Below are 25,773 nucleotides of genomic sequence, written 5' to 3' on the forward strand. Positions count from 1 at the left end.
TGGGATAAAGGCGTGACCTCATGAGTCCCCCTTCAGCTTGAAGGCCCTGGTGAGCAGAGCGGCGACGACCGTGAGCGTGACGCTCATCAGCACCAGGTAGATCAGGGACATCGCGCCGCTGTACCCGGTCTGCTGGTCCCTGAGCCCCTGGATGTAGAGGTAGTAACCCGGGGTCTCCGTGGAGGAGCCGGGCCCGCCGGAGGTCAGTACGTAGACGCTGTCGGAGAGCTTGGACGCCTCGATCAGCCGGATGACGACCGCCGCCACCGACACCGGCGCCATCAGCGGGAAGGTCACCTTCCAGAAGGTGCGCCAGGTGCCCGCGCCGTCGATCGCGGCGGCCATGAACGGCTCCTTCGGCAGGCTCAGCAGGCCGGCGAGCAGCAGCAGGAACATGAAGGGCGTCCACTGCCACACCTCGACGGTCATCAGCGCGACCAGCGCCGGCCCGGACTCGGTGAGCCAGGGAATCCTGGTCAGGCCCAGCATGTGCAGCAGATCGTTCGCCGGTCCCAGCGACTCATGGAAGATCGTCTGCCAGATGGCGGCCATCACCACGGGCGTGGTCATCATGGGGACGAGGAACAGCACGCGCCAGAATCTGCGGCCGCGTACCTCGCGCCAGACCAGCAGGGCCATGCCGAACCCGATGACGTACTGGATCAGGACCGTGCCGCCCGCCAGCAGGATCAGACGCGTGATGGACGCCCAGAAGCGGCTGTCGTGCAGCACGGCGGTGTAGTTGGCCCCTCCTATGAAGTCCATGTAGGGGTTGCTGACGTTCCAGCCGGAGAAGCTGACGCGGATGGTGAACAGAAGCGGGAAAATGATGATCAGAAAGAGCGTGAGCAGTCCCGGCAGCAGGAACATGCTCTTGTGCCGGCGCAGGCCGTCCATGGTTCTCCTTGCGGAAGGGGGCGGGCGTCCCCGGGCGGCCGGCCGGTCCGGTCCGGCCACCCGGGGCGTCCTGCGGTCGGATCAGGAGGCGTCCTCGAGCGCGACCACATCGCGATAGGCGCTCCGGACCTTGTCCTTGCCGATCTGGTCGGTGATCTTGGACCACTCGCGGGCGACGCCGTCCAGTGCCTGCTGCGGCGACTCCTGGCCCGCCACGGCCGATGCGACGCCGTTGGCCAGCGCGGACATGTACTGGTTGACGCCGGGAACGCGTAGGTCGAAGACGCGGTTGCGGCTCTTCTCCATGCCGGCGAGCGTCAGTACGTACGACTCGGCGACATCCTTCTCCCAGCCCTGCTCCTGCCAGAACGCCGGGTCGAAGTGGGCGTAGCGGTACGGGTTGACACCGAATCGGCCGATGGTCAGGTCGAGGGCGGTGTTGGCCTCGTTGCTGAAGAAGCACAGGTAGTCGAAGGCCATCTGCTGGTGGCGCGAGGCCTTGGCCACCGCCGAGGTCCATCCCCAGGTGAAGTAGGGCGCCTGGTTGGCCTTCTTGTCCCACGACTTCGTGGTGCGGTTGTAGACCTCCGAGGAACCCGGCAGCGGCGCCGCCTGGACCTCGTTTCGGATCCTGCTGTCCGGCTGCTGGGCCTGGATGAACGCGTCGTCCCACGAGTACGACATCAGCGTCTGCCCGCCTCCGAAGGAGAAGATCTCGTCCCCCAGGCCGAAGTTGGCGCCGCCGGGTGCCCAGGTGGACTTGGCCTTCACCATGTCCTGAAGGGCGCGGACGAAGCCGGGCGTGTTGATCAGCGGCTTCATGGTCTCGACGTCGAAGAAGACGCCGCCCTTGACATCCGGGTTCTTCACGTACGGCGCCGCCCGGCTGATGAACGCGGAGAACGTCAGGTCGTCGCGCTTGGTCACCTCGGCACTGCCGTAGTTGCGCTTGCCGTCACCGTCGAGGTCCTTGCCGGTGAAGAACTGGGCTGTCTGCTGGTACTCGGCCCAGGTCTTGGGGACCTGCAGATCCTTGCCCGTGGCCTGCTTGTACGCCGCCTTCCACTTCGGGTCCTCGAGCACATCGGTGCGGACCTTGAGGTAATGCCGGTCACCGTCCACCGGGTACTGCACGACCTTCCCGTTCCAGGTCGCCACGCCCATGTAGGCCTCGGTGACGTCCTTCATGCCGGGGGTGTCGAGGTACTCCTGCGGCACGGGTGCCAGATAGGGGGCCATGTCGCCGATCCACAGGGACGGGTAGAACATGACGTCGTACGCCGGCTGACCCGCCTGAAGGGGCGTGAGGATCTTCTGGTGCAGTTCGCCGAAGGGGACGTTGACGACCTCGACCTTCCCGCCGGTGATGTCCTCGAACTGCTTGGCGTGCAGCTGGGTCGGCTCGCCGATGACGGGAACGGCGTGGCTGATGATCTTGAGGGTCTGGCCGGAGTAGTCCTTGCGGCTCATCGAGTCGTAGCTGCACGGGCCGGGGACGTCGTTGACCTTCGTGGCCGGGTAGTCCTTGCCGTACTTCTGGTAGCTGATCTCCGAGCCGGGCTTGAAGAGCCCGGCCTTCTCCTTGGGCTTGTGCTGTGCCTGGTTCTGGGCGGTGCACGCGGTGGCGGTCAGGGCCGCGACGGCCGCGACGGCGACCAGGGCCCGGTACGGTCTGCTGCGCATGGGGCTGCTCCTGCGGTGTCAGGGGATCAAGATCGCTCGGCCGCGTACGGCCCCGGCGTCCAGGTCGTCGAGGGCCTGCTGGAAGGAGGCGAGGGGGTAGCGCTGGGTGTGCAGGGTGACCTTGTCCTGGGCCGCGAGGACCATCAGCTCGGAGAGGTCGTTGTAGGAGCCCACGAGGTTCCCGATGAAGTTGATCTCCGTGGAGATCACGTCGATCGTCGGAACGTGGAGGTGGCCGCCGTAGCCGATGACGTAGTAGTTGCCGTTGCGGCGCAGGCAGGCCACGCCCGTCTCGACGGCACCCCCCTCACCGACGAAGTCCAGGACGGCCTCCGCCCCGTGCCCCGAGGTGAGGTCCCGTACGCGGTCGGCTTCGCTTCCGTCCGCGACGAGCGTGTGGTCGGCGCCCAGCTCCTTGGCCAGCGCCAGGGCCTCCGGGCTGCGGTCGACGACGATCATCTCGACCGGCGACAGGGCCCGCAGCACCTGAATGCCGATGTGCCCGAGCCCGCCTGCGCCGATGACCACGGCCCTGTCGCCGGGCCGCAGCACCCGGGCCGCCTTGGCGACGGCGTGGTACGCCGTGAGCCCGGCGTCGGCCAGGGCCGCCACCGAGGCCGGCTCCAGGGACGGGGCGAGGGGCACGACCGAGCGGGCGCTGGTCTTCAGGTACTCGGCGTAGCCCCCGTGGGTGTCGATACCGGGGAAGGCCGAGTTCATGCAGTGCACGTCGTCGCCGGCCCGGCAGGCGCGGCACAGACCGCAGGTCACCAGCGGGTGCAGGATGACCGGGTCACCGACCTTGACGTGGGTGACGGACGGGCCGGTCTCCGCGACCCAGCCGGCGTTCTCGTGGCCGATCGTGTACGGCAGGGTGACCCCGCTCTTGTCCTTCCACTGCCCTTCGAGGATGTGCAGATCGGTCCGGCACACTCCGGCGCCCCCGATCTTCACGATCACATCCAGCGGACCGGTGATCTGCGGGTCCGGTACGTCCACGAGCACGGGCGGCTCGTCGTACTCGATGACCTGCACGGCTTTCATGGCGGCTCCCTGCGAGTCGGCGGGTGGATGGTGCGCCGATTACACAGGCCGCCGCTCGCAGGCCGATGTCTCAGAAGCCGTCCGCGGATGTCTCAATGTGATACACGCCGTAGGCGCCACGCCGTCGAGCTGGTCCAATCACTGCATTGAGAGAACGTGACGCGCGCAGTACGGGAGTGTTAATGCCCCGCCACCAGCCAGGAAGCTCGCTGAGAGCAGCCAGAGAGCTCTACCTGGAAGTCACCAGGGACCCGAGCGCCCGGCCGCTTGTGGTGGCCTCGTGGCAGCGCTCGATGGAGCACAGGGTGAAGTCGGGCAGCCTCGACGCTCCGTACCTGGACAACCCCAACCTCGAGAGCCCCCTCGCCAGGGCGGCGCTGCCGATCCTGGACAGGCTGCACGAGCAGCTCGCCGACGATCCGGTGTCCATGATGATCACGGACCGGAACGGCGTGGTGCTCTCCCGGAAGGTGTCCCACGAGGGGCTGACGACGAACCTCAACCGCGTGCGGCTGGCGCCGGGCCATGTGTTCGCCGAGCGCTACGTGGGCACCAACGGCATCGGGACCGCGCTGGCCAGCGGCCGCCCGGTCATGATCGCCGGGATCGAGCACTACGTCGAGGCGTTGCGGGACTTCCACTGCGCCGCCGTGCCGATCCTGCATCCCACCCGGCGCACGCTGCTGGGAGCCTTCAACCTCACCACCATCCGTCAGGGCTCCGACGGCATGCTGATGGCCTTCGCCCGCTCGGTCGCGGCCCAGATCGAGGGTGAGATCGCGGCGATCACCTCGCGGCGCGAGCGGGCCCTGTTCCATGACTACATGGAGGCGTGCTCCGCGGTGCGCCCGGGACCTGTGCTGGCCCTGAACCGCGATGTCGTCATGATGAACGAGCAGCTCAGCACTGCGGTGACCGGGCCCGATCACTATGCGCTGCTCGACCACGCCCGCGAGATCGCCGACAGCCCCCGGACGCAGGGGACGCGCAGCCTCGCCCTGCCCTCCGGACGGGTCGCCGAACTCAGGGTCAGTCGCTGCCGACGCGAGGACAGCGACGCGGGTGCCGTCTTCAGAGTCCGGCTGATCGGACGCCCGCAGCCGGGACCCGCGGTTTCCGCTGCGCCTGCCCGGTCCGGCCTGGGACTGGTGGGCTCGTCCCCGCACTGGCTGCGCGCCGTCGCCGACAGCCGGGCGGCGTTCGTCGCCGGGACCTCGCTGCATCTCCTGGGCGAAGCCGGTGTCGGCAAGAGGACGCTGGTCGAGGCCCTGCATCGGGCCCACGGCGCCGGACGCCGACTGGAGATGACCCAGCCGCCGCTGTCCGATTCGCCTGCGGTCACCGAGGGCTGGCTGCATGACATCGGAGAGCTCCTCGCCGTGCCGTCCAACGTGCTTGTCCTGCGCGACGTCCACCTGTTGGGCGACCAGCTGCGGCAGCGGCTGAGGAACCTGCTGACGCACCTGGACGGCACCGCCACCGGGCAACTGGTCCTGACCAGCCAGCCGTCGATGGTCGGCACCGATGACCAGCTCGACCAGCTCTGCGGTGCCTTGGTGGAGGTGCCGCCCCTGCGCCGTCGCCCCGGGGACATCGAGTACCTGGCGCTGTTCTTCCTGCGCAAGTACCGGCCGAGCGGGGAGAGCAGGCTCTCCCCGGATGCCCTGACCATGCTGCAGCGATGCCCCTGGCCGGAGAACGTCCGGCAGCTCGAGTCGGTGATGCGCGGGCTGGCGCGGCGGCCTTCCGGCCCGATGATCCATGCGGAGGACCTCCCGCCGGAATGCCGGGTGTCCTCGCACAAGGTCCTGACCACCATCGAGGCGCTGGAACGCGACGCCATCCTGCGCGGGTTGATGGACCACAACTCCAACGTCCAACGCACCGCGCAGGCCCTCGGTATCTCCCGCGCCACGATGTACCGCAAGATGCGCCGTTACGGGATCGTCCCGTCGAGCCTGACCTGACGAGCTGCCTGGATCGTCGGGACTCGGGCCGCTGGGCGGGCTACGGCGGCGGCCCCGATGCCGCTTGCGTAGCCCGCCCGCGCCGCCGTGGTCATTCGGCTGCGGCGAGCAGCCGTGCCTCGCTCTCCTCGTACAGCCGCCGGTTCTCGAGGCTCTCGGCGGCGCGGCGCCGGTGGTCCAGACGGCTGCCCAGCCAGCCCGCCAGGTAACCGAACGGGACGGAGACCAGTCCGGTGGACTGCATCGGGAACAGGGCGAAGTCGGCGTCCGGGAAGACGGCGGACGGCGTCCCCGAAACGGCCTTGGAGAAGACCAGCAGCACCAGCGCGCAGGCCGCGCCGCCGTAGAGGGTGGCGAGCAGGCCGGTGCGCGTGAATCCCCGCCAGAACAGGGAGTAGGTGAGCGCGGGTGCCACCGCCGATGCCCCGATGCAGATGGCCAGAGTGGTCAGCACGCCGACGTCCCAGCCCTGGACCAGGGTGGCGAGCCCGATGGCGACGGTTCCCACAGCCACACTCGTCCACACCGCCACCGTCATCTCCGTACGCGGCTCCGCCTGCCCCCGCCGTGCCACATGGGCGAACAGGTCGTGGGCGAGCGACGAGGCCGCGGCCAGGGTCATCCCCGCGACCGACGACAGCAGGGTGAGGAACACCATGCCTGCCACGGCCGAGTAGAGAATCGTCGTGCTGGTGGAGCCGGGTGCTCCGCCGAGTATCTGCGACAGCATGAGCACCGACGTCCTGCCGTGCGGGTCGGCCGCGGTGATGGACTGCGATCCCACGAGCGCCGCCGCGCCCGTACCCATGATGATCACGAGCAGGCAGAACGTGGTGACCGTGCCGACCGCCCACGACATGGAGCGACGCACGGCCGGCACGTCCTGCGCGGAGTACAGACGCATCGTGATGTGGGGCAGGCAGGCCACGCCGAGAACCACGGTGATCTGGAACCCGATGAAGTCCAGCCGCTCACCGGCCGAGGTGCCCAGCAGAAGGCCCTGCTGGAGGAAGGCGGGGCCCGCGCCGCTGCCCTGCTGGGCGGCCCTGAGCACGTCGCCCAGGCTCCAGTCGAAACGGTTCAGCACCAGGGCGGCGACGACAGCGCTGGTGGCGAGCAGGAATACGATCTTGACCATCTGGACGAGCGCCGTGCCCCTGATACCGCCGAGCGCCGCGTAAATGATCATCAGGCTGCCGACCATGACGATGCTGCCCGTCCTGGCGCCCGCCACGTGCGGGAGATCCAGGATGAAGGTGAGCAGCGACCCGGCCCCGGAGAGCTGGACGATCAGGAAGGGCACGGTCGCCGAAAGCGTCACCACGCAGGCGGCGACACGCACGGCCCGCCCGGGCATGTTGCGGGCCAGGACGTCACCCATGGTGAACTGGCCGGCGTTGCGCAAGGGTTCGGCCAGCAGGAACATCAGCAGCACCAGGGACAAGGCGGTGCTGACCGCGAGGACATAGCCGTCGTATCCGGTGAGCGCGATGATGCCGGTGGTGCTCAGCACCGTGGCCGCGGAGATGTAGTCGCCCGCGATGGCCAGGCCGTTCTTGAACGGGGTGAGCGAGCGGTAGCCGGTGTAGAACTCCGTCAGGTCGTCTCGGTCCGGTCCCGCCATCACGCACATGAGCAGCGTGAGGGTGACCAGCACGGTGAACAGGAGAAGGACGGTGGCCTGCGTCCCGGAGGTGAAGTCGTTCATCTCGCCACCCCGGTGTTTCTGCCGGCGGTGACCGCCTGCTCCCTGACGGCGAGGGCCAACGGATCCACCAACCGTTGTGCGCTGCGTCCGTACCAGAAGACCGCCGCGAAGGTGACGACGAGTTGGAGGATCCCCAGGGCCATGCCCAGGCTCAGCTCTCCGGCGATCTTGGACCCCATCAGGCCCGGGGCGCCGCAGGACAGAACGACATACACCAGGAAGGAACCGAGCGCCGTGAGCGTGGAGGTTCGGCGGAGCAGGCGGTAGGCCGAGCGGAGGGCGGAGAGGTCGGTGCTGTGCCGATGAGTCTCCTGCGTATACGGCTCGTCCCAAGGGGCTCGCCCGTACGGGTCGTACCGGGGGACGTCGTACCCGTACGACGGGCGATCGGTGTGCGGCGGCAGGGGCCATCCCGGTGACGCTGATGGCGGATATCGGTTCTCGTCGGGGTACGTCATCGCCTGGCCTTTCACTACGGCTCGGATCCGTGGAGGTGAACGGGGAGAAATGGCTCAGCGGCGCACCGTACCGACTGGTCGGCATGTCTGTAAGTAGGCGGTGGATCACGTTTCGGGGTCGATGCGGATGCGGCCCCCCCCCGGCACAGATCGACGTCGGGCCCGCGCTGCGGGAGCTCTGAGCGATCCGTGTCACCGCCCCGACCGGGACATCGGGTTCAGGAGAGGTCGAACCGATCGAGGTTCATCACCTTGTCCCACGCGGCCACGAAGTCACGCACGAACTTTCCTCCCGCGTCCTGGGACGCGTAGACCTCCGAGACGGCTCGGAGCTGGGAGTGCGAACCGAAGATGAGGTCGACCGCGGTGGCGGTCCACTTGGGCTCGCCCGTGGTGCGATCCCGGCCTTCGTATACGTTCTCCTCCGAAGCCGATGCCTTCCACTCCGTGCCCATGTCGAGCAGGTTGACGAAGAAGTCGTTGGTCAATGTCTCGGGCCGGTGCGTGAAGACGCCATGCGGGGATCGCTTGAAGCCGGCGTTCAGGACCCGCATGCCGCCGATCAGCACCGTCATCTCGGGAGCGGTCAGCGTCAACAGGTTGGCGCGGTCCAGCAGGAGGGTCTCCGGCGACAACTTCTCTCCCGCCCGGAGGTAGTTGCGGAACCCGTCGGCCCTGGGTTCCAGCACGGCGAACGACTCCACGTCGGTCTGTTCCTGCGTGGCGTCCGTGCGACCCGGTGCGAACGGGACCGTGATGTCGTGCCCGGCGTTCTTCGCGGCTTGCTCGACGGCCGCGCACCCGCCCAGGACGATCAGGTCGGCGAGCGAGACCTGCGTTCCGCCGGCATGTGAGAGGTTGAAGTCCTGCTGGATCTGCTCCAGCTTCTGCAGCGCCTCGGCCACCTCGGGCAGGCGGTTGACCTCCCAGTCCCTCTGCGGGGCGAGCCGGATCCGTGCCCCGTTGGCCCCGCCGCGCTTGTCGGTGCCGCGGAAGCTCGCCGCCGCCGCCCAGGCGGTGGTGACCAGCTGGGAGATGGTCAGTCCGGAGGCGACGATCCGGCTCTTGAGGGCAGCGATGTCCTCATCCGCGACCAGTTCGTGATCGACGCCGGGGACGGGATCTTGCCACAGCTGCGGCTCGGGCACCCACGGGCCGAGGTAGCGCGTGACGGGCCCCATGTCGCGGTGCAACAGCTTGTACCACGCCTTGGCGAACGCGTCTGCGAGCCTGTCCGGGTTCTCGTGGAAGCTCTTCGCAATCGGGCCGTAGACCGGATCCAGCTTCAGCGCGAGGTCCGTCGTCAGCATCATGGGGGCGTGCCTCTTCGACGGATCATGAGCGTCGGGCACGGTGTCCTTGGCCGAGGGGTCCGTGGGAGTCCACTGCTTGGCACCGGCGGGGCTCGTCGTCAGCTCCCAGTCGTACCGGAACAGGGTGTCCAGGTACCCGTTGTCCCACCTGGTCGGCTCGGGGGTCCATGCGCCCTCGAGCCCACTGGTGAGCGCGTCGGCGCCCTTGCCGGTGCCGTACGTGTTCCGCCAACCGAGGCCTTGCTGCTCGATGGGGGCGGCCTCTGGTTCCGGGCCGATGTACGAGGGATCGACCGCGCCGTGACACTTGCCGAACGTGTGGCCGCCCACGATGAGCGCGACCGTCTCCTCGTCGTTCATCGCCATGCGCCCGAACGTCTCGCGAATGTCCCGGGCGGCGGCCAGCGGATCCGGATTGCCGTTGGGCCCCTCCGGATTGACGTAGATCAGTCCCATCTGCACGGCACCGAAGGGAGTGGCGAGTTCCCTGTCACCGCTGTAGCGCTCATCTCCGAGCCAGGTGTCCTCGGGCCCCCAGAAGATTTCCTCGGGTTCCCAGATGTCCTCTCGACCGAAGCCGAACCCGAACGTCTTGAACCCCATCGATTCCATGGCACAGTTGCCGGCGAAGACCAGAAGGTCGGCCCAGGAGATTTTCTGCCCGTACTTCTGCTTGACCGGCCAGAGCAAACGGCGCGCCTTGTCGAGGCTCGCGTTGTCCGGCCAACTGTTGAGGGGGGCAAAGCGCTGAGCGCCGGCGCCGCCACCGCCTCGTCCATCGGCGACACGGTACGTACCCGCGGCGTGCCAACTCATCCGGATGAAGAGAGGCCCGTAGTGGCCGTAGTCGGCAGGCCACCAGTCCTGTGACGTCGTCATCACCTCGAAGACGTCCCGCTTCAGCGCGTCGAGGTCGAGGGTCGCGAACTCTCTCGCGTAGTTGAAGTCCTCGTCCATCGGATTGGAGCGGGACGAGTGCTGGTGGAGAATCTGAAGGTCCAGCTGATTCGGCCACCAGTCCCGGTTTGTCTTGGGCCGAGTCGGCGTGGGGGTCGGGGAGGGGATTACTGGGTTCTCGCTTTCGCTGCCGGACACGTCCGTCCTTCTTTCCGTCTCGGTGTTTCCACGCACAGTGCCGATGATTGTGATGTGTCGGCGTCCGTATGGTCGCGCACCGGAGACGGCACTGCTATGAAACACGCAGAACGCCCCCGCATAACAAACGGGCGAGAAGAGGCTGCTTTTCTGCTCCCGTGTCGACTTCGAGGGCCGGAGTCATTGGGCTTTGGGATGCTGCTGGGGTGCGTGCTCGGCGACGGCGCGGTGGTGATGGTGGCTGCCGGTTGCGGGGTAGAGCTGGATCATGCAGCGGATCACGGTGACGGTGAGTGGCCGGCCGATGGTGGCCTGGCGGGTATCCGGACCAAGGCCGCCGGTGGTGTGCGTTCATGGTGCGGGAGTCTCCAGCCGGGAGTTCCTGCCGTTCCTGGAAGCTCTCGGCCCTCGTCATGAGGCGTGGGCCGTCGACCTTCCCGGTTTCGGGGCGAGCGAGGGGCCCGGGGATCTCGGGTTGCGGGCGCTGGCCGACGCGCTCGTGGAGTGGCTGGCCGCCGTCGGCCTGAATCAGGAGGTGGTGCTTCTCGGCGGGTCGTTCGGCTGTCAGGTGGTCGTCGATGCCGTCGTACGGCACCCCTGCCGGATTACCGGCCTGGTGCTGGTGGGACCGGTTGTCGACCCGGCAGCCCGTGGCTTCTTCCGGCAGTTGCTGCGCTGGTTGCGCAATGCGCCCCATGAACGGCTTTCCATGGCCGCTCTGAACCTCGCCGATTACCGTGACGCGGGCGGACGCCGCGTTGTCAGCGCGTTCGCCGAGTCACTGCGCGACCGTATCGAGGACAAGCTGCCGCATGTGGCCGTGCCGGCGCTGGTGGTCCGAGGGGCGCAGGATCGGATGGTTTCTCAGCAGTGGGCGGAGGAGGTGACGAGGCTGTTGCCCGCGGGGCGGCTGGCCGTGATGGAGCAGTCCGGGCACATGGTTCCCTATCGGCAGGCGCACGCGCTGGCCGGGCTCGTGAGCGACTTTCTCGTTCCAGAAGGCCCTGGCGCCAGGACCGGCCTGCTGGATGAGGGGGGATCAGCGCGGTGAAGGCGTCCAAGGCGGTTGCTTCCTTCGACTCGGCCACCGGCATGCTGCGCGCCCTGTCGCGGTTTCTGGCGGGCCGGGACGTCCCCGCCATCGGTCAGGTCCCGGCCGCCTTCGAGGTGCCGTTGTCCGGCCTGCTGGGCGCGGTGAACCGGTTGCCGATCGCGGCCCGGGAACGGGTCTACGCGGCAAGCGGCTGGGCGGAGGCCATCGCCCAGCACCGCCTCGGTGAGGTGCGTTCGGAAGCACTGGCCACCTGGGTGACCGGGCACTATCCGCGCCGCCGCTATCCCGTGATCTTCGTTGGATCTGCCAACGGGGCCCTGGTCCATCTGGCCGCCGCCCTCGATGCGGCCTGGCTGCCGCAGACACTGCTGCTGCCCGTCCGCCGCCGGGGCGTCGCCCCGGACGATCCACGCGGCGACCTGGCGGCCGTACGCGCGTCCGGCAGGGCACTGCTCGCCGCCAACCCGGACCTCGTCCTGCATCACATGCACGATCCCAACCAGGACCGCCTCATGATCGCCGGGATGACGTACTTCCGGATCAAATGGCGAAGGCTCCCGCTCGCCTACCGCCAGTTCATCCGTGACCACCTGGCCCCCGGCGGCCTGCTCGTCGGCGCCGACTGCACACTCCGCTGGCCCACCACCCGGATCGACGACCGGTACGTCTTCCAGTTCGGCGCCCTCGGCGACGCCACACCCGAGGAGTACCACCACGGTGGTCCCCGCGTGGCCGACCTGCTCGCCCGCTACCGCGCCCCCACCCGCCGCTGGGACCCGCCCCCCGCCGACGGGGACAGCCCAGAGGCGGAATGGGGCCTGGACCCCGCGCTGCTCGACGACATCCACGCCTTCGCCGACCGGCACCGGATCCCAACCCGCCTGCTGCGCTTCGACACCCCAGAGCGCCTCAGCCCCGCCGTCGCCGATCTCTGCCGCTCCTGGTACGCCGACCGTGACCTGCCCACCGACCGGCTCCTGGTCGAGTCGTTCCTTCTCCTTGAACCCTGGTGGACGCTGCGCACCGGCTCGGTGCCGTACTGGTCCGTCTTCGGCACGCAAGCCTCCCGCGCAGCCCTGGAGTCATACCTGGACACCTGCGATCCCTACGACGAGATCCGCATCCTGCTGTTCAATCACGGCACCGACTCCATCGGCCTGGCCGGCGCGCACGACTGGCGGCGCACCGCCGCCCGCGCCCGCAAAATCGGCGTTCTCACCGGCGTGGACGCGTCCGCCTACCCCCGAGACTTCGCCGGCTTCGTCCGCTCGCACCGGGAACTGAGCAAGATCCGCACCCGCTATCCGCTGCCACTGCCACTGGACGCGACCCGCGCGGCAACGGTGCTTTCCTCCCGAGACGAGGTCGTCTGGCAACCGGGGGAGTGAGACGGTCAGGCCGGTGCGCAGTCCTGTGCATGCCCGAGTTGTGCTCCGCACCCTGCGGGCACCATTGTGCGAGTCCCAAACGGGGAACCCGGCAAAGGCACGGTCACCGTCGGGAGGTGAGGACCATGGCCCGGGCGGAGAAGGAAAGGGTCGTCGAGGCGCTGCTGGAGCGGTACGGACGCAGTAGCCTCGCTGAACAGGCCGAGATCCACATGAAGAACTACCCGCACGCGCTGTATCAGCTCTTCCAGCTGGCGGCGCTGACGGACGCCGGAGTCGATCCCGAGGTGGCCGTCGACACGTTCACGACCCTGCGCGGACGCAGGTGGTCGACGGCCGGGCAGGTGCTGCAGGCGGGCCGTGAGCAGATCGAGCAGGTCCTCGCCGACGCCGGGTATCCGGAGGGCGACAGGAAGCGGATCAGTACCGCGATGACCGATGCCGCGCTCCACCTGCAGGAGGACCACGGCGGCGACCTGTCAGAACTGCGAGAGGACGCCGAGCGCGACCCGGACCGGGAGCGCGAATTCCTCCGCCGTTTCGCCAACGTGGACGACGACGTCGTCGACGCCTTCTGCCGGGAGGCCCAGCTGATTTGGCAGGAACTGCTCCCCTTCGCGGACAAGAAGGCACTGGACGCGGCCGATCGGCTTGCCCTGGGCCACGACGCGAAGTCCTTGCGCCGACTCGTGCGCGACGACCGGGAGTTCGTACGACTGATCGACGCGCTGGTCCAGATCCGGCACGACAAGGAGGGCTACCAGGAGATGCAGGAGCTGGCCGGGGCAGGCGCATGACCGTTTCATAACGCGGCTTCGCGGCACGGCCACGCAAGTCAGCTCCGGGCCGACGGGTGCCGCTGCCCAGCCCTTCGCCCACAGTTTTCCGGTGTCGCACGGCGGGAAACCCGATGCGGCACATGATGAGGAAGGGAAGCATGCCGTGCCCGACACCGATCAGGACCGTATCCGGACGGCTGCGCTGCCCCTGACGGACCAGACGTCACTGGATCCGCTGATGGACCGTATCGGCGACGCCCGCTATGTGCTGCTGGGCGAGGCGTCCCACGGCACTGCCGACTACTACCAGGTCCGTGACGTGCTGACACGTCGGCTCATCGAGGAGAAGGGCTTCTGCTTCGTCGCGGTGGAGGGCGACTGGCCGGACTGCCAGGCCGTGCACTGCTCGGCTGTCGCAGCGCCGGACGCGCCCGAGGACCCCCAGGGAGTACTGGCGGGCTTCCGTCGCTGGCCGACATGGATGTGGGCCAACACCGACGTGGCCGCCTTCACCCGGTGGCTGCGCCGTCACAACGAGCAGCTGCCGCCCGAGCGGCGCGTCGGCTTCTTCGGCCTCGATGTCTACAGCCTGTGGGAGTCCCTGCACGCGGTGCTCGACCATCTGCGCGAGCACGACCCCGACCGGGTCGAGCACGCCCTGGAGACGTACCGCTGCTTCGAGCCGTACGCGGAGGATCCGCAGGCGTACGCGCTGGCCACCCGCTACCTGCCCGAGGGCTGTGAGCCGCAGGTGATCAGCCTGCTCACCGAGCTGCGCCGGCGGGCGGCGGAGGCGGCCGCCCTGGACGGCTCGCTCGCGGACTTCGCCGCGCGGCAGAACGCCGAGGTACTGGCCGGAGCCGATCGCTACTACCGGGCCATGCTGAACAGCGGACCGGAGTCGTGGAACATCCGTGACCGTCACATGGCCGACACGCTGGACCGTCTCATGGAGCACTACGGTCCGGACGCCAAGGCGGTGGTGTGGGCGCACAACACTCACGTCGGCGACGCCCGCGCCACGGACATGGCCGACGTCGGCGAGGTCAACATCGGCCAGCTGGTGCGCGAACGGCACGTGGGCAAGGGCGTGGTGCTGGTCGGCTTCGGTTCGTACTCCGGCACCGTGGTCGCTGCGGACGCCTGGGGCGACGTACCGAGGATCATGGACGTGCCGCCCGCCCGCACCGGCAGCATGGAGGACCTGCTGCACCGGGCGTTGCCCGACGAGCGGGCCCTGTTCGTCTTCCCCCACGTCCAGTTCCAGCGGCCCCCCTCATCCGGCCGACGCGAGTGGTTCCACCAAGAGCGCGGTCACCGCGCCATCGGCGTGGTCTACCGGCCGGAGTATGAGCGGGTGGGCAATTACGTTCCGACCGTCCTGGCCGAGCGGTACGACGCCTTTTGCTACCTCGACCGCACGCGCGCCCTCACCCTACTGCACCCGATGGCGGCCGAGAGCGCGGAGGAGCAGACCTGGCCCGTCGGCGTGTGACACTCGGTGACGGCGTTGGAGAAGACGCCGATCGCCGGGCGGCGCGGCTGAATGGCGTCGAAGAGTTCCTCACCCGCGTCGCCGAGCGCACCGGGGCCCGCCCCCGCACCGCCGAGTGGGACGCCGGCGCGGTGCTGTCCACCCTCGCCGAGACCGTCTCCGGCGGAGAACTCAACCAGCTCCTTACCCAGCTCCCCTCCGGGTTCGCCACTCAGTTCGGCAAGCCGGACCTCGCCGGGCTGAACACCTCCCACCACGCCTGGAGTATGGATCGCGGTCGGCTGATGCCGCACCCGGCGTACCGGCCGGTTCGACTACCGGGTGACGCTGCCGCAGGACACCGACGAAGAGCACGTCGTGCACGTACGGCGAGCCCGCCCGTCCCGAGCGGGCTTGCCCCGGTCTGGTCCGGACCCAGCCGCGGCGATCACTCTTCCTCCCGCGCCGCCACCGGAACGGACCGCAGGCGGTCATCGCACCACTGCCGGGCCGTCTCAACGACCTGTTCCAGGAGCACCCGGCTCTTCGAACAGGTTCGTCGCTCCCGGCACGACGCGCAGGGCTTGAGTACCTGGTGATCCTGGCCGCCGACGATGAGCAGGCCGTCGAGTGCCCGCAGCATCCCGTCCACGGGTGACTGGCGGGCGTGTCATGGCGGAAGCCTCGGATGTCGCCGCCGTTACCACGGCTCTGCGACGGGAACCCGGTCGCTCGGGTGGCCACACCCGAGGAGGCGAGTGACATGCCCGGACGCCAGGAAATGCCGTCGACCTTGGAGCGATCCTCGAAGGACGCCCAGCGCACGTGGATCAAGGCGCACGACTCGGCCGTCGAGCAGTACGGCGAAGGTGAGCGGGCGCACCGGGTGGCGTACGGCGCGCTGAAGCACACGTACGAGAAGGTCGGTGATCACTGGGAGCGCAAGGAGGGAGGTCGCAAAGGGCCTTCGGACCCGCAGTCGGCGCAGCCCAGGCAGCGGGGCGGCCGCAGCGGTGAGGGCGTCGACGAAAGTGCCTCGAAAGAGCATCTCTACGGTGTCGCTCAGCGGCTGGGTATCGACGGACGGTCACGGATGTCGAAGTCCGAGCTGCTCGACGCGATCCGCAAGGCCAACCGCTCGAAGACGCGCTCAGCCCGTTCAGGCTGACCTGACGTGGGTAGTGACGGGCTTGCCGTGTGCGCCTGTCCCGCCGCCCCGAAAACCAGCGATCCCGGGACCTGATCACTGATCCCGCCGAACGGGAGTTCTTCGCCGGATACCCATGGAGGGAGCATCCGCATGAAGGCCGTGGTGTGGCACGGACTGGGGGACATACGGCTGGACGACGTGCCGGAACCGACGATCAAGGATCCGTACGACGCGATCGTGCGTATCACCACTTCGGCCATCTGCGGCACCGACCTGCATTTCGTCCGCGGCACCATGCCGGGCCTGCAGGAGGGCCGGATCCTCGGCCACGAGGCCGTCGGGGTGGTGGAAGAAGTTGGTTCGGGTGTGCGCAACTTCCGGCCCGGTGACCGGGTGGTGGTGCCGTCGACGGTGGCGTGCGGGACGTGCAGCTACTGCCGTGCGGGGTATTACGCGCAGTGCGACAACGCCAACCCCGGTGGCCCGCAGGCGGGCACCACGTTCTTCGGCGGACCGGAGGCGGCGGGCGGCTTGGACGGCCTGCAGGCGGAGTACGCGCGCGTTCCCTTCGCGCACGTTGGTCTCGTACCGCTGCCGGACACCGTCGATGACGCTCAGGCGATCCTGCTGTCGGACATCTACCCCACCGCCTGGTTCGGCGCCCGGCTGGCCGAGATCGGCGAGGGCGACACCGTCACCGTCGTGGGCGCCGGCCCGGTGGGACAGGCGGCCATCGCCTGTGCCCGACTCCAGGGCGCTGGGCGGATCATCGTCGTCGACGGCGTGGCCGACCGGCTGGATGTGGCCCGCAGCCAGCACGCCGAGACCGTCGACTTCAACGCCGAGGATCCGGTCGAGGCGGTGCGCGAGCTGACCGGCGGGATCGGTGTCGACCGCGTGATCGAGGCCGTGGGCGTGGACGCCCAGCGGCCACAGCGCGGCCCCGCCGCCGAGGCACTGCGGGAGCAGGCCGAGCAGTTCGACCACGAGCTCAAGGAGGCGGCCCCCGAGCAGAACCCGGACGGCGACACGTGGGTGCCGGGTGACGCGCCGTCGCTGGCCGCTCGGTGGTCGGTACAGATGGTGGCCAAGGCAGGCACCATCGGCACGGTCGGCGTCTATCCGCCGCAGGTGCAGCACTATCCGTTCGGTGAGGCCTTCATGAAGAACCTCACCCTGAAGTCCGGCAACTGCAACCACCGCCGCTATGTGCCGACTCTCGTTTCACTGGTCGGGGCCGGGCGCCTGGATCCCACGCCCCTGGTCACGCGCTGGGGTGACGCGCAGAACGCCGTCGAGGCGTACCGCCGCTTCGACCGGCGGGAGGCGGGCTGGACGAAGGTGGTCCTCGGAGTGGCGGACGAGGGATCGGTCGCCCCGGGTCTGGGCGAAGCCGCCGGTACCGGCGCGGCCACCACCGCGGGATCACCGGGACCATCGGCAGAAGAGGCGACGAACGCGGAGGTCAGCGGGCAATGACAGCCAAGGCCGGTGAGAAGGCGCAGAAGACAGGAGACTTCTACTGCGCCAGCTGCAGCGAGAAGGTCCACGTGAAGCAGGGCGACAAGATCCCGTCCTGCCCCAACGGCCACAAACAGTTCGAGACACGCCGCAACGAGCCGGACACAAAGTCCTGACGTTCCCTGCAAGGAAGACAGGTATCCAGATCATGCGATTCCACGACCGCCGCCATGCCGGCCAGGAACTCGCGGTCCGGCTGATGGAGTGGGCAGCCGACGGGGACCTCGTCAACCCAGTCGTACTGGCGCTGCCGCGAGGCGGCGTGCCGGTGGCGGCCGAGGTGGCCAGCGCCCTCAAGGCGCCGCTGGACGTACTGGTCGCGCGGAAGATCGGCGTACCGGGTCATCCGGAGACCGGCGTCGGTGCGATCGTGGGGGATGATCCGCCGCTGTTCGACCAGCGTTCGCTGGAGATGCTCGGCCTGAGCGAGGACCGGCTCGCCCCGGATGTGGCCCGCGAGCGGACCGAACTGCACCGCCGGGAGCTTCGGTACCGAGGTGACCGTTCCAAGCCCGAGATCAAGGACCGGGCCGTGATCCTCATCGACGACGGGCTCGCCACCGGCGCCACCGCACGCGCCGCCCTGCGCCACCTGCGTCGCCAGGGCCCGGCCCGGCTGATCCTCGCCGTCCCCGTCTGCGCTCCCGACACCGCCGCAGAGATGCGCTCGGAGGCCGACGACATCGTCTGTCTGCACCAGCCCCCCGACTTCCGCGCAGTCGGACAGTGGTACGACGACTTCGACCAGGTGAGCGACGCGCAGGTCATGCAGGCACTGCACGAACACAGTGCGTCGGCAGGCAGGAGCTGATCGGTTCCGAAACCGACCGGCGGATCGAGCAGAGCAGGAAAGGACCCTCAGGGCTGCTGCACGACCTTGTGACCGTATGACATTCAATGGGGCGGCCCGACTCGGGCCGCGAGTCGCCGCACCGGGTCGGACCATGCCTGAGGGTCGAGCCAGGGGAAGGTGTGTGCGCCTGGTACCTCGATGCACGCGCCGTCCGGCACCAGTTGGGACAAGTGGTGGGCCCAGCGGGCCGTGCCGATACGGTCGTCGCGCCCGCGGATGACCAGCAGCGGGACGTCGAGCTGGGCGACCGCGTCCTCCAGCGCGTCCTTCAGGTGAACGTGCGCCGTGTGGAGCAGTCGGCGCAGCCCCGCCCGGCGCCACTCCGGGCGGTGCGACTCGCTCAGTCCTCCTGGCTCGCGCCGTGAGTCCAGCCGCCAGCGGATCAGCAGCCGCACCCATCCGCGTGCCACCGGGTCGACGGTCGGACTGGCCAGCACCACGGCGACTACGTCACGGTGCCACAGGGCGGCCCGGGCGGCGACCTGCGTTCCGCTGGAGTGGCCGACCAGGACGACGGGCCCGAGTTCCCGCGCGGACAGCCAGTCGGCGACGCAGCGACCGAACTCCGGCACATCCAGCTCGTGCGGCGGATCCCCGCTGCCGGCGAATCCCGGCAGCTCGACCAGGTGGGCCCGGGTCCACTGGCCGAACGCGCCAAGCCCGGGCAGGAGGTAGTCGGACACCGCCATGCCCTGAACCAGGACGACTTCCGGCACGCCGGGGCGTGGTTGACCGACGGACCGGCTGCGCATCCGTCCCAGCACGCCGTCGTGATACGTCGTCATGGTCCGCTCGGGGAAGGGCGGGCCACCGCTGTCGGTCATGCTGTCCCCGGCCGGGTGGGGTGGCCCGATGAGACGTGTCCAGCCGCATGACCACGGCTCACTGCCCGCACCATCGCCACCGTGGCATCGATGTCGCACAGGCTGCGTGTGACCTTCAACCGCTGGCCCACCGGGCCTCATCCTTTCCGCCGTCCAGCACCGATGGCAATCGTCCCCGCACATGCGGGTGCGTCTACGCGTCCTGATCGTTGGGGCCGGCGGCGCTGATGTTGCCGAGGGCTGAGTCCGGATCCCGTTCCACGGCCAGGTCACCCAGCGAGACGATGCCCACGGGGCGGCCGCCCTCCACCACGGGCAGGCGGCGCACGGCCCGTTCCCGCATCAGCCGCACCGCCTGTTCGACGTCGTCGTCGGGGACTGGTCTCCTTCAACGACCAGGTCGGTGGTCATGATCTCGCGTACCTGTTGAGCCATGGGAGTCCTCCGTGCATGTGCGGCCGCCGATTCGACGGAAGGGGCGGATTACGTGACGGCAGCTGCTTTCTTTTCCCCGCTTCCTCGCTGTACCCGGCGCGTCGCGGAGAGACCGTCAGGCGACGGGACTTCCCCACGGATGGCCGCAGAGACCGGCATCCGGAGTCGACCCGCCCTCGATCACCGAAGGGACCTGGCAGGCATGACGAGCGGTCCCCATGGAGGGCTCCCGCCCTGCCGACAACTGGTCATCGACCAGTGCGGCGAGCCGCGTGGTGCCAGCCCGTGTCGGCGGCACCGGGGCGGGGTACCTCGGGGGGATCAGAGAAAACCGGCCGGTGAACCCCCTGGCGGTGCCGCGATGAAGCTGTCGTTTCTGGATCCCCTGACCAAGGAGCCCGGACCCTGGGGAAGTGTCTACCTGGACACCTCCCGGGACATCGACGACCCCGACAAAGCGATCGAGCTGCGCTGGCCGCACCAGCGCGACGCTCTGCGCGCCCAGGGCGCCGACCCCGCCACCGTCTCCGCCCTGGAATCTGTCATCGGCACCGACCAGGACCTTCCCGGCCGGCACGGCCAAGCCCTCTTCGCCACGGACGGCCACGTCGTCCTGGTCGGGGAGCTGCCCGAGCCGCCTGTGCGTGATGCGGCTTGGTTCGGCCGCCTGCCCAACGCCCTGCCGCTCGCCATACAGCACGCGCCGGACATCCCGTACGTGGCGATCGCCCTCACCCGCGACGGCGGGTTCCTCGACACCGGTGAGCCGGATACCGGTGAACTCGCCGCCGACGAGGAGCGCGAGCAGGGCCCGGAAGACCATGTCCTGATCGCCTACGAGGCCGGGCGATGGCCAATCAGCACGGTGACGCGGGGACGGCCTACGCGGCTCCGCGTGCCGGCGGAGGGGTGGCAGCACGCCGCCCGCAGCCTTGCTCAGGAAATCGCGGATCTGGCGGACCGGCATCACGCGGAGCGCATCGTGCTGCGCCGGGACACCGGTGAGGCGTGGCTGTCCGGCGTTCTGGTCAACCGCCTGCCCCGCCACCTGCAGGACTGCACGTCCGTCGTGGAGGAGCAGCCGGACACCGCGCTCGACGGCGACACCGGCACCGCCCTCATCGAGAAGCAGGTCGCCGCCGTCCTGGACGGCCGGCTGAGCATGGCGGACCGGCGTCAAGTGGACGCCTTCTACGCGCAGCGCGCCCGGCATCCCGCGCTGTCGGAGGGCATCCCGGCCGTCGTGGCCGCTCTGCAGCGCGGCCAGGCCCAGGCCGTCCTGTTCACCCCTCCCGTGCGGCTCCGCGAGAACCTCTTCGCGGCCACGGATCCCGACCAGATCGCCCTGTCGGCGCCGGAGCTGGAGGCTTTCGGGGCGAGCGGCGTGCGAGAGGAACCCGCCGAGGCGGTCCTGCTGCACGCCGCCCTGCGGACGGGGGCCGAACTGATCGTCCTGCTTCCCGGCGAGACGCCCCTGACCGATGGGGTGGGCGTGCTGCTGCGCTACCAGGACGTGGCAGACGTGACGGCGCTGTAGTGGCCGAAGAGGGCACGGCAAGGCTGGTCCGTCATCCGGCGGAGCCGCCTCCGACTGCTACTTGGCGGCACGACTCTTCGACCGGCAGGAGGTGTTCCGCCTCGCCGAGCAGGAGATGGCCCAGCTGGTCGAGGTGCTGCCCCGCAAGACCTACGAACAGGCCCACCTGCCAGGAGCGGTGCAGATGGGGCTGCACCAGGTGGACGAGCAGGCGCCGAAACAGCTGGACACCTCCCGGCCGGTGATCGTGTACTGCGCCGACCAGCTGTGCGACCTCAGCCCGCGGGCCGCCGCACGGCTGGAGCAGTTGGGCTTTACGCAGGTCTACGACTACGTCCTCGGCAAGGCCGACTGGCTCGCCGCCGGCCTGCCCTTCGAGGGGCAGCTGTCCGAGGTGCGGCTGGCCGGTGATGTGGCCGACCGCAACGTCCTGACCTGTACCGGCGACCAGCCACTGCACGAGGTGCTGGCGATGCTGGACGAGACGGCCCGCCGCTGGTGCGTGGTGGTCGACGCCGAACAGGTCGTCCTCGGCCTGCTCCCGCACGAGGACGCGGCCTCCCCGACCGAGGGCACCGCCGGGAAGGCGATGCGTGCCGGGCCGACGACCGTACGCGCCGACCAGCAGCTCGGGCCGTTGCTGGAGCGCATGAACCACACCGGCACGCAGGCCATACCGGTGACCGATCCGGAAGGGCGGCTGCTGGGACTGCTGGAACGTGCGGACGTCGAACGCGCCGTACCGCAGGAGCAGGCCGAGGCGTAGTGGCTATTCCTTGCCCTGCCCGGCCTTCTTCTTCAGACGCCGCCGTTGCCGCGGGGTGACGTCCTTGCGGCCGGACTGCTGCAGATAGGCGTTCTTGCGCCGGTCGTTGTCCATACGGGCCTCCGTCAGCTGATACTGCCGGTGCTGCCCGAGAAGAGGACGTGGGCGAGGTCGTCGTCCAGAGCCTGGCGCACCTTGTCGGTCACCTTGCCCTGGGTGGCCTCGCCGACGACCTCCATGACGGTACGGGCCTCGTACGTGGCCTTGGCCTTGTCCTCGCCCGCACGCTGGGCGACGCGGTCCAGGAAGTCGCCGTAACTCATCCGGATTCCGGTGTCCGGCTGGTCCGGCGCGGTGGCAACGCGGCGCAGGTGCTCGCCGATCTCCCGCGGCAGCTGGGCGGCGAGGTTGTCCGCCAGGGACGAAGGGATGCGTTCGGCCAGCGTCTCCAGGGTGGCCCGGGTGGCGGCCTCGGCGGCGCCGCGGCTGTCGAGATGGGCCCGTGTCTGGACCTGGGCGATGAAGGTGTCGTGTTGCATGCCCGTTCTCCGTTCCGGTCTCCGCTCCGGGTGGGCGGTCAGGTGTTGGGTTCTGCGGCGCTGATGGATCCCAGCGCCGATTCGGGATCGCGTTCGACTGCGAGGTCGCCCAGGGAGACGATGCCGACCACGCAGTCGCGCTCGGGGTCGACCACTGGCAGCCGGCGTACCGACTTCTCGCGCATGAGCTGCACGGCGCGGTCGATCGGGTCGTCAGCGGTCACCGTTACGAGTTCCGTGCTGCACGCCTCCTGCACACGCCTGCCGTTGACGTCACCGCCCTCGGCAAGGATCCGCACGGTCAGGTCGCGGTCGGTGACCAGGCCGCGCGGGTGGCCGTCCTCCGTGATCACGACCGCGCCGATGTCCTCGTCCCGCATGCGGCGGGCCACATCGGGCACGTAGGCGTGGGGGCTGACCTCGACCGGCGGGGCGGTCATGACGTCGTGCACTGTCTGTGCCATGGCAGGTCCTCCAGAGTTGTCCTACTGCCGCGCGGGGGTGCCCGGCAGCGTGATGTGTCCGGCAGTGGGCCGCGCGGCCGTCACATGCCAGTCGGCCAGGTCTCCTCCTCGCCCTCGGCGGGCGGCTCGGGATGCAGTGGGGTCAGGGCCGTGGTGCGGTCCAGGTAGCAGAACGCGTCGTAGCGGTCGCCGAGACGGGTGGGCACGTAGGTGCCCCGGCGTTCCCGGGACGGGCGGTGGACGACGCCGATCGCGCGGTGGTCGCTCTCCTGCTCGAACCACCGGGAGCCGCCGTTTGCGTCGGGGGCCGAGGCCGGGAAGACGAACAGCGCCTCGGGGAGCTGCGGCAGGGCCTGGTGCAACCGATGCTCCAGACTGCCCGGACGGGTCGGCGGAACCCGCATGACGCGGGGGCGGGCGCCCCAGAAGTCCGCGGCCATCACCGTGCCCTCGTACGAGCCGAAGCCGACCAGCACCACGTCACCGGCCGGATTGCGCTCCCGGACGAGCTGGCCGACGTTGACCATGCCCGCGTCGGCCATGTCGGTGGCCCGGGCGTCTCCGATGTGCGTGTTGTGCTCCCACACCACCGCCCTCGCACCGGGGCCGTGGTGGGCCATGAGCCGGTCGAGGGTATCGGCCATGTGCCGGTCGCGGATGTTCCACGACTTCGGGCCGCCGCGCACCATCGCCCGGTAGTACGCCTCTGCTGCGGCCAGCACCTCGGCGTTCTGCCGGGCCGCGAACTCCGACAGACTCTCCGGCACACCCGCCTCGCCGGCGCTGCGGCGCAGCTGGACGAGCAGGGACAGAACCTCTGGTTCGCAGCCGGAAGGGATGAGCCGGGTGGCCCGGGCGAACTCCTGCGGGTCCTCGGCGTACGGCTCGAAGCACCGATAGGCCTCCAACGCGGCTGTCACCTCGTCCGGGTCGTGGGCGCGCAGATGCTCGAGAACGGCGTGCAGGGACTCCCAGAGGCTGTAGACGTCCAAGCCGTAGAAGCCGACGCGCTTTGCGCGAGGTCGGCCGGCGTTGTGCTTGCGCAGCCACCGGGTGAAAGCGGCGACGTCGGTGTTCGCCCACATCCACCGCGGCCAGCGGATGAAGTCCTCCAGCACCTCACGCGGATCCTCGGGCGCGCCGGGGGCCGTGGACACCGAGCAGTGCACGGCCAGGCAGTCCGGCCAGTCGCCCTCCACCGCGACGAAGGAGAAGCCCTTCTGATGAGCCGCGGCTCATCGCGGGCGACAGGGGCTTTAGCCGGAACGGTCATGGTTGTGCTCCCGGCGTAGATGAGTGATGCACGCACCACCATCAGACTTCACGACTGGTCTGCAGGGAGGGCAACGGGCGAGTTCCCCTTGTCACGGGGTGCATGCGGTCCCAGGGCGCTCCATCGAAGTCGATGCGCTGTGTCGGGCGGCCCGTCCCGAGGCCGCCCCACCGATACTCCACCGGCGCCTCCGCACAGGGCTCGAAGGGCCCCGGCGTGGGTCGTCAAGTCCCTTCTGTTCGGGGCCTGTCGGCCTGCCGGCCCGGAGGAAGGTCTCCGCGCAGACGACTGCCGGGCCGCGGGGACGGCCGGGCAGCGGCGGCGCATAGGGTGATCGCATGTCTGCCTCTTTGAGCCCTGCGAGAACTCGTGCCGCACTCCGTGCCTCGGCGCGCATGTCGACGGAGCTGCTGCTGGTCCTCGTGGGGGCTGCGGTGGTGCTCTGGCTCCTCGGCCGGATGTGGTCGGTCGTCTGGCCCCTTGTCATCGGCTTGCTCCTCACCACACTGACCTGGCCCTGCGCCCGGTTCCTGCGCCGTCACGGATGGCCGCCCGCCCTTGCCGCTTCGGTGGTGACCGTGCTGTTCCTCGCGGTCGCCGCCGGTGCCGTGGCACTCATCGCCGTCCCGGTGGCCTCTCAGTCCGGCGAACTGACCGACGGAGTGGTCGAAGGCATCCAGCGCGTACGAGAGTGGGCCGCGGGCCCGCCACTGAACGTCGGCGACGACCAGATCACCACCGCCCTGGACACCGCCACCGACCGCCTCCAGAACAGCGTCGGCAGCATGCTCACCACCCTCGCCACGGGCGTGGGCACCGTGGTCAACGGAGTGGTGACGGCCGTCCTCGCCCTCTTCCTGATGTTCTTCTTCCTCAAGGACGGGCCGCGGTTCCTGCCGTGGCTCGCGCGCCAGCTGCCCGGGCGCCTCGCCGTCGACGTCCCGGCCGTGGCCGAGCGTGGCTGGGACACCCTCGGGGCCTTCGTACGCTCCCAGGCCGCGGTCGGTCTGCTGGACGCCGTCCTCATCGGTGTCGGACTGTGGATCTTGCACGTCCCGCTCGTTCTCCCGCTGGCCGTGCTCACCTTCGTGTGCGCGTTCGTGCCGATCATCGGCGCCCTGTTCGCTGGCTTCGTCGCCGTGCTCATCGCGCTGGTGTCGAACGGGCTGACGGACGCCCTGATCGTGCTGGCCGTCATCGTCGTGGTCCAGCAGCTGGAGGGCAATGTCTTCCAACCCATGATCCAGAGCCGAGGACTCGGCCTGCACGCCGCGGTCGTCCTGCTGGCGGTGACTCTGGGCGGCAGCCTGGCGGGCATCGTGGGCAGCCTGCTCGCCGTACCGGCCGCCGCACTGATCGCCGTGGTCTGGAACTATGTGCGCGAGCAGCTCTCCGAGCCGCCGCGGGATCCGGAAGGGGAGCCGGGCCCCGGTCCTGGGACCGCCCCGGAGCCCGCGACGGCACCGCTCGTCTCCTGACGGGCTCGCCCCTCGGCCACGCCGCTCAGCCCGCGAAGCAAGGGGCTGGGTGCTGCGGTGAGTCATCCGGTTG

Annotated in this window: 22 protein-coding genes and 3 pseudogenes; 13 read left to right on the forward strand and 12 right to left on the reverse strand. The window is 69.4% G+C overall.

The features are described 5' to 3' along the window. Window positions 1-18 precede the first annotated feature (18 nt). From HJD23_RS39620 to HJD23_RS39630, 3 genes are all read right to left on the reverse strand, one after another. Window positions 19-897: a sugar ABC transporter permease gene (locus HJD23_RS39620; RefSeq protein WP_171109260.1), complete on the reverse strand. Its 879-nt coding sequence runs from the start codon at window positions 895-897 to the stop codon at window positions 19-21. Window positions 898-978: 81 nt separating this feature from the next. Continuing rightward, window positions 979-2,580, reverse strand: a complete 1,602-nt coding sequence (locus tag HJD23_RS39625; RefSeq protein ID WP_171109259.1) for an extracellular solute-binding protein — start codon at window positions 2,578-2,580, stop codon at window positions 979-981. A gap of 18 nt (window positions 2,581-2,598) precedes the next feature. Further along, entirely contained in the window at window positions 2,599-3,624 is a 1,026-nt protein-coding gene (locus tag HJD23_RS39630; RefSeq protein ID WP_171109258.1) for an NAD(P)-dependent alcohol dehydrogenase, read from the reverse strand. Window positions 3,625-3,929: 305 nt separating this feature from the next. Here HJD23_RS39630 and HJD23_RS39635 point away from each other — a divergent pair, with 305 nt between their 5' ends. Then, a complete protein-coding gene (locus HJD23_RS39635; RefSeq protein ID WP_240980923.1) occupies window positions 3,930-5,591 on the forward strand; it encodes a GAF domain-containing protein in 1,662 nt (553 codons plus the stop codon). 91 nt (window positions 5,592-5,682) lie between these two features. Here the strand turns inward: HJD23_RS39635 and HJD23_RS39640 are convergent, their stop codons facing one another. The 3 genes from HJD23_RS39640 to katG all read right to left on the reverse strand — a co-directional run bounded on the left by HJD23_RS39640 (window position 5,683) and on the right by katG (window position 10,165). After that, window positions 5,683-7,299: a cation acetate symporter gene (locus HJD23_RS39640; protein ID WP_171109256.1), complete on the reverse strand. Its 1,617-nt coding sequence runs from the start codon at window positions 7,297-7,299 to the stop codon at window positions 5,683-5,685. Continuing rightward, complete coding sequence (locus HJD23_RS39645; protein ID WP_171109255.1) at window positions 7,296-7,757, reverse strand: DUF485 domain-containing protein; 462 nt, start codon at window positions 7,755-7,757, stop codon at window positions 7,296-7,298. Before HJD23_RS39645 ends, HJD23_RS39640 begins: the two co-directional genes overlap by 4 nt. A gap of 218 nt (window positions 7,758-7,975) precedes the next feature. Further along, window positions 7,976-10,165 (reverse strand): catalase/peroxidase HPI, encoded by a 2,190-nt coding sequence (katG, locus tag HJD23_RS39650; RefSeq protein ID WP_171109254.1) that lies wholly within the window; start codon window positions 10,163-10,165, stop codon window positions 7,976-7,978. Window positions 10,166-10,433: 268 nt separating this feature from the next. Between katG and HJD23_RS39655 the strand changes: the two genes are divergently transcribed. The 5 genes and pseudogenes from HJD23_RS39655 to HJD23_RS44470 all read left to right on the forward strand — a co-directional run. Continuing rightward, window positions 10,434-11,216, forward strand: coding sequence for an alpha/beta hydrolase (locus HJD23_RS39655; protein ID WP_171109253.1), 783 nt, complete (start codon window positions 10,434-10,436; stop codon window positions 11,214-11,216). Continuing rightward, on the forward strand, window positions 11,213-12,607 hold the full coding sequence (locus HJD23_RS39660) for a hypothetical protein (protein WP_180687635.1): 1,395 nt from the start codon (window positions 11,213-11,215) through the stop codon (window positions 12,605-12,607). Before HJD23_RS39655 ends, HJD23_RS39660 begins: the two co-directional genes overlap by 4 nt. A gap of 125 nt (window positions 12,608-12,732) precedes the next feature. Next, window positions 12,733-13,404: a hypothetical protein gene (locus tag HJD23_RS39665; RefSeq protein WP_171109252.1), complete on the forward strand. Its 672-nt coding sequence runs from the start codon at window positions 12,733-12,735 to the stop codon at window positions 13,402-13,404. Window positions 13,405-13,549: 145 nt separating this feature from the next. Further along, window positions 13,550-14,881 carry an erythromycin esterase family protein gene (locus HJD23_RS39670; protein ID WP_240980924.1) on the forward strand — a complete coding sequence of 444 codons (1,332 nt, stop codon included), beginning with the start codon at window positions 13,550-13,552 and terminating at the stop codon, window positions 14,879-14,881. A gap of 14 nt (window positions 14,882-14,895) precedes the next feature. Then, window positions 14,896-15,117, forward strand: a pseudogene (locus HJD23_RS44470) (DUF2267 domain-containing protein); the annotation flags it as partial. Window positions 15,118-15,308: 191 nt separating this feature from the next. Here HJD23_RS44470 and HJD23_RS44475 read toward each other — a convergent pair. Continuing rightward, entirely contained in the window at window positions 15,309-15,512 is a 204-nt protein-coding gene (locus tag HJD23_RS44475; protein WP_232108369.1) for a hypothetical protein, read from the reverse strand. A 111-nt stretch (window positions 15,513-15,623) separates the two neighbouring features. Between HJD23_RS44475 and HJD23_RS39680 the strand changes: the two genes are divergently transcribed. The 4 genes from HJD23_RS39680 (at window position 15,624) to HJD23_RS39695 (ending at window position 18,342) form a co-directional block, all read left to right on the forward strand. Next, entirely contained in the window at window positions 15,624-16,028 is a 405-nt protein-coding gene (locus tag HJD23_RS39680; protein ID WP_171109250.1) for a ChaB family protein, read from the forward strand. Window positions 16,029-16,160: 132 nt separating this feature from the next. Then, window positions 16,161-17,489 (forward strand): zinc-dependent alcohol dehydrogenase, encoded by a 1,329-nt coding sequence (locus HJD23_RS39685; protein WP_171109249.1) that lies wholly within the window; start codon window positions 16,161-16,163, stop codon window positions 17,487-17,489. After that, window positions 17,486-17,647 carry an alpha helical protein gene (locus HJD23_RS39690; protein WP_171109248.1) on the forward strand — a complete coding sequence of 54 codons (162 nt, stop codon included), beginning with the start codon at window positions 17,486-17,488 and terminating at the stop codon, window positions 17,645-17,647. Before HJD23_RS39685 ends, HJD23_RS39690 begins: the two co-directional genes overlap by 4 nt. 32 nt (window positions 17,648-17,679) lie before the next feature. Continuing rightward, window positions 17,680-18,342 (forward strand): phosphoribosyltransferase, encoded by a 663-nt coding sequence (locus HJD23_RS39695; RefSeq protein ID WP_171109247.1) that lies wholly within the window; start codon window positions 17,680-17,682, stop codon window positions 18,340-18,342. Between the two features lie 83 nt (window positions 18,343-18,425). On the opposite strand, the gene HJD23_RS39700 is transcribed toward HJD23_RS39695, so the two are convergent. Both HJD23_RS39700 and HJD23_RS39705 read right to left on the reverse strand, forming a co-directional pair. Further along, the gene (locus HJD23_RS39700; protein WP_206326009.1) at window positions 18,426-19,208 is read right to left on the reverse strand and encodes an alpha/beta fold hydrolase; all 783 of its coding nucleotides are present in this window, start codon (window positions 19,206-19,208) and stop codon (window positions 18,426-18,428) included. A gap of 193 nt (window positions 19,209-19,401) precedes the next feature. Continuing rightward, a pseudogene (locus tag HJD23_RS39705) lies at window positions 19,402-19,584 on the reverse strand (CBS domain-containing protein); the annotation flags it as partial. A gap of 420 nt (window positions 19,585-20,004) precedes the next feature. On the opposite strand from HJD23_RS39705, the gene HJD23_RS39710 reads away from it, so the two are divergent. Together HJD23_RS39710 and HJD23_RS39715 are read left to right on the forward strand one after the other, a co-directional pair. Further along, window positions 20,005-21,180, forward strand: coding sequence for a hypothetical protein (locus HJD23_RS39710; RefSeq protein WP_171109245.1), 1,176 nt, complete (start codon window positions 20,005-20,007; stop codon window positions 21,178-21,180). A gap of 61 nt (window positions 21,181-21,241) precedes the next feature. Continuing rightward, window positions 21,242-21,946, forward strand: coding sequence for a CBS domain-containing protein (locus HJD23_RS39715; RefSeq protein ID WP_206326008.1), 705 nt, complete (start codon window positions 21,242-21,244; stop codon window positions 21,944-21,946). Window positions 21,947-22,071: 125 nt separating this feature from the next. Here HJD23_RS39715 and HJD23_RS39720 read toward each other — a convergent pair whose 3' ends face one another. From HJD23_RS39720 to HJD23_RS39730, 3 genes and pseudogenes are all read right to left on the reverse strand, one after another. Continuing rightward, on the reverse strand, window positions 22,072-22,485 hold the full coding sequence (locus tag HJD23_RS39720) for a DUF2267 domain-containing protein (protein WP_171109244.1): 414 nt from the start codon (window positions 22,483-22,485) through the stop codon (window positions 22,072-22,074). 38 nt (window positions 22,486-22,523) lie between these two features. Further along, window positions 22,524-22,949 (reverse strand): CBS domain-containing protein, encoded by a 426-nt coding sequence (locus HJD23_RS39725; RefSeq protein WP_171109243.1) that lies wholly within the window; start codon window positions 22,947-22,949, stop codon window positions 22,524-22,526. Window positions 22,950-23,029: 80 nt separating this feature from the next. After that, window positions 23,030-24,160: pseudogene (locus HJD23_RS39730) on the reverse strand (erythromycin esterase family protein); the annotation flags it as partial. Window positions 24,161-24,560: 400 nt separating this feature from the next. On the opposite strand from HJD23_RS39730, the gene HJD23_RS39735 reads away from it, so the two are divergent. Next, window positions 24,561-25,700: an AI-2E family transporter gene (locus HJD23_RS39735; protein ID WP_171109241.1), complete on the forward strand. Its 1,140-nt coding sequence runs from the start codon at window positions 24,561-24,563 to the stop codon at window positions 25,698-25,700. The last annotated feature ends 73 nt before the right edge of the window (window positions 25,701-25,773 follow it).

The sequence above is a fragment of the Streptomyces sp. Z423-1 genome (genome assembly GCF_013009255.1).
Taxonomy (GTDB): Bacteria; Actinomycetota; Actinomycetes; order Streptomycetales; family Streptomycetaceae; genus Streptomyces; species Streptomyces gossypiisoli.